The sequence below is a fragment of the Psychrobacter immobilis genome (genome assembly GCF_904846235.1).
GTDB classification, from domain to species: Bacteria; Pseudomonadota; Gammaproteobacteria; order Pseudomonadales; family Moraxellaceae; genus Psychrobacter; species Psychrobacter immobilis_C.
This window is the reverse complement of sequence record NZ_CAJGZN010000049.1, coordinates 1-2,124: the sequence shown is the minus strand read 5'-3', so window position 1 is coordinate 2,124 and position 2,124 is coordinate 1. Positions and strand designations below refer to the sequence as shown.

The following is a 2,124-nucleotide window of genomic DNA, read 5'->3' as shown; positions in this document are numbered from 1 at the left end:
TTGCATAGCACGATTGGATATGTGTCACCCTTTGAGTTTGAAAAGCGGTATTATGATAATTTAACCCTGTCAGGCATCGCTGCCTGACTCAAGTAAATCACTCTCCGATAAAGTCGGGGCGGTTCACTAGAGAACCTCTAAGCTAAAACGCTATAATCCAAAAACGTGTCATAACCTCAAATCAAAACCAGTCAAACCCCTATAAATTAATAACCGTATCAATTATAAAGGCAGTCCCATGACTTACTCGATTTTTTCTCAAACGCCAAACAATGCGCTAAAAGAGCCGATGTTCTTTGGTCAGCCCGTCAACGTGGCGCGCTATGACCAACAAAAGCACCCTATCTTTGAGCAATTGATTGAAAAGCAGCTATCGTTCTTTTGGCGTCCAGAAGAAGTCGATGTATCAAAAGACCGTATCGACTTTAGCAATCTGTCCTCGCATGAGCAGCATATATTTTTGAGCAACCTCAAGTATCAGACCCTACTCGACTCGATTCAAGGTCGCAGTCCAAACGTGGTGCTACTACCACTGGTGTCTATTCCTGAGCTTGAGACATGGATTGAGACATGGTCGTTCTCTGAGACCATTCACTCACGCAGCTATACGCATATCATTCGTAATATCGTCAATGACCCAAATATTATCTTTGATGACATTATGCAAAACGAGCACATCTTAGGCCGTGCCTCTGATATCGCTCAGTACTATGATGAGCTGTACCGCAACTCACAGCTATATAGCCTGTACGGTCCAGGTACGCATAACATCAATGGCGAGCAAGTGACGGTTGATTTGAGATCACTGAAAAAGCAGATGTACCTATGCATTATGGCGGTCAACGTCCTAGAAGCCATTCGTTTCTATGTATCGTTTGCTTGCTCGTTTGCGTTTGCTGAGCGTAAATTGATGGAAGGTAATGCCAAAATCATCAAGCTAATCGCTCGTGATGAAGCGCTGCATCTGACTGGTACGCAGCATATGCTGAACCTGATGCGTAACGGTCGTGACGATCCTGAGATGGTCGAGATTGCCGCAGAGTGCTATGAAGAAAGTATTGAGATTTTCCGCAAGGCTGCCGAGCAAGAAAAAGAATGGGCAGGTTATCTGTTCAAAGATGGCTCAATGATTGGTTTAAACAAAGACATTCTTTGCCAGTATATTGAATACATCACTAACTTGCGTATGGAAACTGTCGGCTTACCAGCGGCGTTCCCGAACTCAAAATCAAACCCAATCCCGTGGATCAACACGTGGTTGTCGTCTGACAATGTGCAAGTAGCACCGCAAGAGACCGAGATTAGCTCGTACTTGGTTGGTCAGATTGACTCTGACTTATCAGACAGTGATTTTGATGACTTTGAATTATAAGAGCTGAGTTGTAAGAGCTTTGAGCTAGAAAGACTTTATATGATAAAGGCTTAAGCGGTAGAAATTTGAAGTTATAAAATTTCTATCGCGGTAATCGTCTTATGGGTTAATAGTAGGGATAGCAATAGCACAGACATATCCCAATAGGATTCACGATGACTTGGGTAATGACCAGTAAAAAGCAGTTCTATCTGCATGATGACGAGAGTCTGCTAGATGGACTGCTACGCACCGGACACGAGGTAAACTATCAATGCCGCGAAGGCTACTGTGGTAGTTGCCGAGTCAAACGTATTGCCAGCTCGCATACGGTCGATTATCCGTTTGACCCACTGGCAATGATTGAAGAAGATGAAATCCTGCCCTGCTGTTGCCGTGTGCAAGGCGTTATTTATATCAATCATGACCCAATTGAGAAGTTATAGCAGGGTTAGGTATAAATAAACCTAGCCTGTTACTTCTAGTTTCAGAAAAATCAGCTCCAACAAAAAGCGCGCTCCTTTAAATAAGGAGCGCGCTTTTTTATGTTATTAGCTAAATAAAAGTGCTGACTCATATATACATTATGAGTCAGCACATAGTCGTAAGAAGAACCTACGACTTACTGCGACGCGGCATCTTGTTCAAACTGAACCGCCCCGACTTTATCGGAGAGTGATTTACTTGAGTCAGGCAGCGATGCCTGACAGGGTTAAATTATCATAATACCGCTTTTCAAACTCAAAGGGTGACACATATCCAATCGTGCTATG

The 2,124-nt window shown here is 43.4% G+C and carries 2 protein-coding genes; both read left to right on the top strand.

The annotated features are described in order from the left end of the window. Positions 1 to 238 precede the first annotated feature (238 nt). Positions 239 to 1,372: a class Ia ribonucleoside-diphosphate reductase subunit beta gene (gene nrdB / locus JMX07_RS13450; protein WP_201608429.1), complete on the top strand. Its 1,134-nt coding sequence runs from the start codon at positions 239 to 241 to the stop codon at positions 1,370 to 1,372. A 155-nt stretch (positions 1,373 to 1,527) separates the two neighbouring features. Further along, complete coding sequence (gene yfaE / locus JMX07_RS13445; protein WP_101205363.1) at positions 1,528 to 1,797, top strand: class I ribonucleotide reductase maintenance protein YfaE; 270 nt, start codon at positions 1,528 to 1,530, stop codon at positions 1,795 to 1,797. The last annotated feature ends 327 nt before the right edge of the window (positions 1,798 to 2,124 follow it).